Origin of the sequence: Methylovorus menthalis (assembly GCF_020523625.1) — a bacterium.
Lineage (GTDB): Bacteria > Pseudomonadota > Gammaproteobacteria > Burkholderiales > Methylophilaceae > Methylovorus > Methylovorus menthalis.
Genome location: NZ_JAJAQH010000001.1, coordinates 539,591 through 546,819, shown reverse-complemented (window position 1 = coordinate 546,819; position 7,229 = coordinate 539,591). Strand labels below are relative to the sequence as shown.

The window sequence follows — 7,229 nt, the reverse complement described above, 5'->3', positions numbered from 1 at the left end:
CCGACTTCACAAAACCACAAGCACTCACACCTATCGATTGTTCAGTTTGTTAAAGAGCAGGTACTTCTTACTTCGCTTTCACTCATCAACGTTTCCGTTGAGAGGTGCGCATTATACAGACCGTTTTAATTCAGTCAAGAGAAATTTTACTGCCAACTTCTCTGCACACCGCGTTGTTACTAGCGAGCCGCGCATTATACAGACCGTTTTTACTTGGTCAAGCGAAACATAAAATCTTTTGTTTCGCCCTGTTTTGCACTTCCGCTTTCTCAAGCGAGCCGCGCATTTTACAGACCAAATTTATTTGGTCAAGGGAAATTTTTTACTGCTTAATTTCCTGCCCGACGTCGCCGTTGAAGCGAGCCGCGCATTCTACGGATTAGCCGAGAGGCGTCAATACCCCTTCGGCGATTATTACAAATTATTTACAATTAGCCTCGATTAATTGTAATACGGGCGAATTTTCGCTTGCCGACCTGCGCAACCACCGTTACCCCGACACTCAGCTGCAGAGCCTTATCTTCAACCTTCTCGCTATCCAGCTTAACTCCGCCCTGCTCTATCATGCGCAAAGCCTCAGAGGTACTTGATACCAGGCCGGCCTGCTTCAGCAAGGCGGCAATACCTATATTATCTTGCTCGAGAACGATACTGACCTCAGGCACATCATCGGGTATACCACCTTTGGAGCGTAGGGAGAAATCTGCCAGCGCCTGCTCCGCAGCTTCGGCAGAATGGAACCGGGTGACCAACTCCTGGGCAAACCTTACCTTTATATTGCGAGGATTTTCACCCGCCTCGATAGATTGCTTCCAGGTAGCGATTGTTTCCATGGACTCAAACGACAGCAACTCTATATAACGCCACATCAAGGTATCGGATATCGACATCAATTTACTGAAGATGTCATTTGCAGGCTCCGCTATACCTATATAGTTACCGAGTGACTTGGACATTTTATTGACGCCATCAAGCCCTTCCAGCAAAGGCATGGTCAATACGCATTGGGGCGATTGGCCATAATGCTTTTGTAATTCGCGCCCCATGAGCAGGTTGAATTTTTGATCCGTACCGCCGAGCTCCAGATCCGACTTCAGCTCCACCGAGTCATAACCTTGTAATAGCGGATAGAGAAATTCATGGATGGCGATAGGCTGATTATTCTTATAACGCTTGCTAAAATCATCGCGCTCCAGCATGCGGGCCACCGTATGCGTAGCCGCCAGCTTTAACATGCCTGCAGCACCCAGCTGACTGATCCAGGCGGAGTTAAACACCACTTCAGTTTGCTCTGGCTTTAATATCTTGAAAACCTGCGCCTCATAAGATTTGGCATTTTCCTGAACCTGCTCAGCGGTCAACGGTGGGCGGGTAGCGCTCTTGCCAGTAGGATCACCGATCATTCCAGTGAAATCACCTATCAAAAAGAGCACGTGATGTCCGAGCTCTTGCAACTGACGCAGCTTGTTGAGCAACACGGTATGCCCCAAATGCAGATCAGGGGCTGTGGGATCAAACCCAGCCTTTACCCGCAGAGGCCGGCCTAGCTTGAGCTTTTCGACCAACTCCTGCTCAATCAGCAATTCATCACATCCGCGCTTGATCAGCGCCAAGTCTTCATTTAAAGCACGCATTCTTTGTTATCTTTCATGCCTTTGGCATTTTGCCTTCACCAGGAATAGGTTTTCTGTTAGCATCCCCTATCCCTATCATGTATTTGAGGTAGCTCCAGTGCAGCGAAGCGAACCTAGTTCCAAGCCCGGCATTTTATCGCAAAACCGCAGATTTAAAGAACGAAAGCTACGCCTCCGCTGGTTATTGGCCTTTTCAAGTCTTCCTCTTTTCGGCATTTTCACGGCATTCGGTATTGCGCCGCAAACTTCGGTGCAAGATATCAACATCCATACCGTGGTCGAAAGCATCGAACTTCCCGAGACAATCGCCCCACTCGTACAAGTGGATGCGCAAAACAGCTCCTTCTGGCAAGCAGACCAGATTCGCCGCGATGACACTCTTGCCAGCCTGCTTGCTCGGCTCAATATTACCAATGATGATGCGATTGAATTCCTGAAACGTAATCCCGATGCCAAGGCTTTGGCATCCCAGTTACGTCCAGGCCGATCAATTCAGGCCCAAACAAACCAGGATGGCCAGCTCTTAAAGCTGCAATACCAGACCGACAATAACTCTACCCTGCATGTAGAGCTGACTGCCAACGGCTATGAAGCCCATGTGGCAGAAACCGTGATGGAAACGCATCCAGTACTCAAGTCAGCCGAAATCAAAAGCTCGCTGTTCGGCGCCACGGATGAAGCGGGCATTCCAGATGCCATTGCCATTCAGCTGGCCGAAATATTCTCTTCTGACATCGACTTTCACAGCGACCTGCGCCGCGGCGACCGCTTTGTTGTCGTGTATGAGGCGAGCTACTGGAATGGCGAGCTGGCACGCACCGGTCAAGTGCTGGCTGCAGAATTTATCAATGACGGCAAAACATATCGCGCGGTCAGGTATCGCAACCCTGAAGGTCAAGTCAGCTACTACACCCCCGAAGGCAAAAGCCTGCACAAGTCCTTCCTGCGTTCCCCACTGGAATTCAGCCGGATCAGCTCGGGCTTCAGCCTTGGCCGCTTTCACCCTATCCTGCAAAAAATGCGTGCTCACAAAGGCGTGGATTATGCCGCGCCTATTGGCACCCGCGTTAAAGCTTCCGCTGATGCTGTAGTTGATTTTGTTGGCGTCAAGAATGGGTACGGTAATGTCGTAGTGCTGCGCCATCAGAATGGGATCAGTACGGTATATGGTCATTTATCACGCTTTGCCACCGGTCTGCACCGTGGCAGCAAGGTGAGTCAGGGCGACATCATTGCTTATGTCGGCATGACTGGCTTGGCCACTGGCCCGCATCTACACTATGAATTTCTACTGAATGGTCAGCACCGTGATCCACTGACCGTTGCTTTACCCAACGCCGTTCCAATTGCGCCAAAATACAAGGCCGACTTCATGGCAAACAGCAGCAAACTTGTTGCCCAGTTGCAGCTGCTGATCAGCAGCAATCTTGCATCTCTCGAGTAATCTTTTCAATGGATTGCCATCGCACAGACTCAGGTGAATATCGTATTCACTTGAGCATCGTCTAGTTCTATGTCAACCGAGCTTTATATCGGCATGATGTCCGGCACCAGCATGGACGGCGTCGATGCGGTTATTGCGGAGCTGGATGAACACAGCTGCCATGTCCGGCACACCTACTCCATTCCCTATTCCGCTGAACTTCGTGCCGCATTGCTGGATCTACATACTCCCGCACACAATGAACTGGAACTCGCTGCCAATGCGGCAAATCAGCTGGCACATCTTTATGCTGAGACCGTCAGGGCCTTACTGGCAAGCGCCTATGTCGATAAATCGCGCATCCGCGCGATTGGCTGCCATGGCCAGACAATTCGCCATCGTCCCGAATTGGGGTTCACCCTGCAACTAGGTAACGCCGCTTTGCTGGCTGAATTACTCGATATGACGGTCATCGCCGACTTCCGGAGCCGTGATGTTGCAGCAGGAGGACAAGGTGCACCGTTAGTACCGGCATTTCACCAAGCCGTGTTTGCACACCCACAAGCCAATCGGGCCGTAATTAATATTGGTGGCATTGCCAATATCACTGATTTGCCAAGCGCAGGCGTGGTTATAGGCTTCGACTCAGGCCCGGGCAATATGCTGATGGATGCCTGGATAGAAAAACACCAAGGTAAGCGATATGACGCTGAAGGTCGATGGGCTTCCACAGGCGTAGTTATCGAAAAACTGCTCCAGCAATGGCTGCAGTATCCCTATTTTAGTGCATCCCCACCCAAAAGCACCGGCAGGGACAGCTTCAATATGGCCTGGCTGGAACAGTCCCTGCAGGAAGAATACGCACCTGAAGACGTACAGCGCACCCTGCTTGAATTAAGCGCTCAGACCATTGCAACGGCTGTCACTGACTTTTGCGATAACGTGGATGAAGCCTATATATGTGGGGGCGGTGCGTACAACAGCATTCTGCTGGAGCGCCTGCAGGCGCTCCTTCCTTCTATCAAGATCCGTCTGAGTGATAGCCTGGGAATCAGCGTGAACTGGGTTGAGGCAGCGGCCTTTGCCTGGCTCGCACAGCAATGCCTGGAAGGCAAGCCCGCCAATCTGCCGGAGGTCACGGGAGCCAGAGGGCCGCGTATTCTGGGCGCGATTTATGCTAGGTAATTTGGCATTCACCGCCGCATTCACTAAAATACATAAATGACTATGACAAAGCCCACTAAAGTAACGCTCACATTTGACAATGGCGCACCTCCTATTGAATTGCCGGTAGTATCTGGCAACCTTGGTAGCGACGTCATTGATATTCGCAATCTTGGCAAGCACGGGGTATTCACTTACGACCCTGGCTTTCTATCAACAGCCTCTTGCAGTTCAAATATCACCTTTATTGATGGCGATGAAGGCCTGCTCTACTATCGCGGCTATCCCATCGAGCAACTGGCAAAAAATTGCGACTTTCTTGAAGTGTCCTATCTGCTCATGCATGGGGAATTACCTGATGCTGCGCAGAAAAAATCATTTACTGACAGCATTGCGCAGCACACCATGCTGCATGACCAGCTGACGAATGTTTTCCGTGGGTTCCGTCGTGATGCGCACCCGATGGCCGTCATGGTCGGTGTCGTCGGCTCCATGTCCGCGTTTTATCACGACGCCATGGATGTCAAAGATCCGCAAAGCCGTAAAATTTCAGCCTATCGCCTGCTATCCAAGGTGCCAACGATTGCCGCCTGGAGCTACAAGTACAACATCGGCGAACCCTTCATGTATCCGCAAAATCGCTTCAATTTTGCGGAAAACTTCATGCATATGATGTTTGCAACGCCATGTGAGACCTATGAGCCGAACCCAATTCTGGCGAGAGCATTTGAGCGCATCCTGATTCTGCATGCGGATCATGAACAGAATGCCTCAACCTCCACAGTGCGCCTGGCAGGCTCGAGCGGAGCGAATCCATTCGCCTGTATTGCCGCAGGGATTGCATCGCTCTGGGGCCCCGCGCATGGCGGTGCAAACGAAGCTACATTGAACATGCTGGAAGAAATTGGCGATGTGAGCAGAATCGGTGAGTTCATCAACCGCGCCAAGGATAAATCGGATTCCTTCCGACTGATGGGTTTTGGTCACCGCGTCTACCGCAATATGGACCCACGTGCCGCCATCATGCGTGAAACCTGTCACCAGGTGCTGGATGAGCTGGGTTTGCATGACGATCCTATGTTCAAGCTGGCCCTCAAGCTGGAGCAAATCGCACTGGAAGATGATTACTTTGTCAGCCGCCGACTTTATCCGAATGTCGATTTCTATTCCGGTATTGTCATGCGTGCCATGGGTATTCCCAACTCCATGTTCACCGCGATTTTTGCCCTCGCTCGCACCGCCGGCTGGGTATCACAGTGGAACGAGATGATGTCGGATCCGGAAGCCAAGATCGGTCGACCACGTCAACTTTACACAGGCTCAACCCGTCGCGATTTTGTGCCGATTGACCAACGCTAATTGGATGTAGCGCTAAATAAAAAAGGAGCCTATGGCTCCTTTTTTATTTATTGAAATTAACCGGCCCTTTTCTGGATTCGGCTAATCAATCTTCATTTATACCGAGAAAGACGAACCGCAACCGCAAGTGGTTGTAGCATTCGGATTGCGAATGACAAATTGTGAACCTTGCAGACTATCCTGATAATCGATTTCAGCACCGGTCAGGTATTGCAAGCTCATGGGGTCGATCAACAATGTAACGGTATCTTTCTGCACCTGGGTGTCGTCTTCGTTCACAGTATCTTCAAAAGTAAAGCCATACTGGAAACCGGAGCAGCCGCCACCGCTTACAAAAACGCGCAGCTTGAGGTCTGGCGAGCCTTCCTCTTCAATCAATTCTTTCACTTTCTTGGCAGCGTTGTCCGTAAAGACCAATGGGCTTGGCATTTCAGTAATCGCGTTCATTTTTCACACTCCTTAAATTCTTAATAAAATCATTATCCTGCTGACTTGAGAGCAGGTCAATCTTCCAGCGTTTTATTGTCCTGCAGATTGGGCTCATTCGCCTCACCCAGATACACCAGCTTGCCTTCAATGACAGCGCCAGTATGCATTTCGAGCGTTTGATAATGCACATCACCGATAATTCGCGATTTACTCTGCAACTCAAGATAATGGCTGGCACGAACTGGGCCATTGATCTTGCCATTCAGAACCGCATGCGAAACCGTAATGGCCCCTTCAACACTGCCATGCTCGCTTAATACCAACGTACAAGCGCTGGCATCGGCCTCAGTGACATTGCCTTTGATTTTTCCATCAACACGCAGCCCCCCATTAAATGTAATGTTCCCATCAATACTGGACTCTACACCGATCAAAGTATCAATGCGGCTTTGCGGCTTATTCTTGTTTCTGGAAAACATCAGGACCCTTTCATGGTTGAGTATTCGCTACTGAGCAGGAATCTCTACCTTTTCACTTATATTGGCACGGGTTGCGCCTTTTTCAACAAATTCCAGCAATAAATATCCAGGTTTGACATGGACCGGCAAGGAAAATTTACCGTCTACCTGTTGATAATATTTAAAACTCAGATTTTGTTTCAGATTGGCATTGCCCTGTATCGTGATAGCCTGCGGCTCAACCCCGCCTACTGGAGTTCCATATAGCGTCAGCGTCAGACTACCGTCGACAACTTTATCATGGTTGCCTGCCTGCATAATCAGAATGTGGTAATCATAATCCCCATTGCCCTGGGCTTTATTCACTTTGAATGTATGAAGACGTATCTCTCGTAATGCCCTGCGTTCATTGAAGATATTCTGGTAGAAACCAATATCCTCCTTGAGCCGCATACTCTCTGCCTGCACACTGTCCAGTTCTCGTGACAAGTTGGCCTGGGCCGCACGCTCTACCTGCAATTGACGCTCGGCCTGCACCAGCTTGAACTGCATAACCTGGTTTCGTGCATCAACATCGGCCAATTTTTGATGTATGCCACGGACCTGACTGCCAGCAAATTGCATATAGGCCGCACCATAGCCCAATACAAGGGCAACAAGTGCAGTCAAAGGCAACCAATACCAGGCAAAATGCGCACGCACGGCAACACGATGCGCAGTCGCGCCAAAGTGTCGCCGTAACTTGCGCTTGACGGATCGCAT

At 50.2% G+C, this 7,229-nt stretch carries 7 protein-coding genes; 3 read left to right on the top strand and 4 right to left on the bottom strand.

Translation table 11 applies throughout. The annotated features are described in order from the left end of the window. Positions 1-431 precede the first annotated feature (431 nt). On the bottom strand, positions 432-1,634 hold the full coding sequence (gene tyrS / locus LG204_RS02480; RefSeq protein WP_230335796.1) for a tyrosine--tRNA ligase: 1,203 nt from the start codon (positions 1,632-1,634) through the stop codon (positions 432-434). 97 nt (positions 1,635-1,731) lie between these two features. On the opposite strand from tyrS, the gene LG204_RS02475 reads away from it, so the two are divergent. From LG204_RS02475 to gltA, 3 genes are all read left to right on the top strand, one after another. After that, positions 1,732-3,078 (top strand): OapA family protein, encoded by a 1,347-nt coding sequence (locus LG204_RS02475; protein ID WP_230335795.1) that lies wholly within the window; start codon positions 1,732-1,734, stop codon positions 3,076-3,078. A 69-nt stretch (positions 3,079-3,147) separates the two neighbouring features. Continuing rightward, positions 3,148-4,242, top strand: a complete 1,095-nt coding sequence (locus LG204_RS02470; RefSeq protein ID WP_230335794.1) for an anhydro-N-acetylmuramic acid kinase — start codon at positions 3,148-3,150, stop codon at positions 4,240-4,242. A 42-nt stretch (positions 4,243-4,284) separates the two neighbouring features. Continuing rightward, entirely contained in the window at positions 4,285-5,580 is a 1,296-nt protein-coding gene (gene gltA / locus LG204_RS02465) for a citrate synthase (RefSeq protein ID WP_407664155.1), read from the top strand. 96 nt (positions 5,581-5,676) lie between these two features. Here the strand turns inward: gltA and erpA are convergent, their stop codons facing one another. Genes erpA through LG204_RS02450 form a run of 3 tightly spaced genes read right to left on the bottom strand, consistent with a single transcriptional unit; the run spans position 5,677 to position 7,229 of the window. Beyond that, the gene (erpA, locus tag LG204_RS02460) at positions 5,677-6,027 is read right to left on the bottom strand and encodes an iron-sulfur cluster insertion protein ErpA (RefSeq protein ID WP_013440888.1); all 351 of its coding nucleotides are present in this window, start codon (positions 6,025-6,027) and stop codon (positions 5,677-5,679) included. A gap of 56 nt (positions 6,028-6,083) precedes the next feature. Beyond that, entirely contained in the window at positions 6,084-6,488 is a 405-nt protein-coding gene (locus LG204_RS02455) for a bactofilin family protein (protein ID WP_230335792.1), read from the bottom strand. A 27-nt stretch (positions 6,489-6,515) separates the two neighbouring features. Continuing rightward, positions 6,516-7,229 (bottom strand): DUF6776 family protein, encoded by a 714-nt coding sequence (locus LG204_RS02450; RefSeq protein WP_230335791.1) that lies wholly within the window; start codon positions 7,227-7,229, stop codon positions 6,516-6,518.

What these genes read in the sequence shown, in the direction of transcription:
- tyrS (WP_230335796.1), bottom strand. Translation starts at nt 1,634, where the DNA reads ATGCGTGCTTTAAATGAAGACTTGGCGCTGATCAAGCGCGGATGTGAT.
- LG204_RS02470 (WP_230335794.1), top strand. Translation starts at nt 3,148, where the DNA reads ATGTCAACCGAGCTTTATATCGGCATGATGTCCGGCACCAGCATGGAC.
- gltA (WP_407664155.1), top strand. Translation starts at nt 4,285, where the DNA reads ATGACAAAGCCCACTAAAGTAACGCTCACATTTGACAATGGCGCACCT.
- erpA (WP_013440888.1), bottom strand. Translation starts at nt 6,027, where the DNA reads ATGAACGCGATTACTGAAATGCCAAGCCCATTGGTCTTTACGGACAAC.
- LG204_RS02455 (WP_230335792.1), bottom strand. Translation starts at nt 6,488, where the DNA reads ATGTTTTCCAGAAACAAGAATAAGCCGCAAAGCCGCATTGATACTTTG.
- LG204_RS02450 (WP_230335791.1), bottom strand. Translation starts at nt 7,229, where the DNA reads ATGCGATCCGTCAAGCGCAAGTTACGGCGACACTTTGGCGCGACTGCG.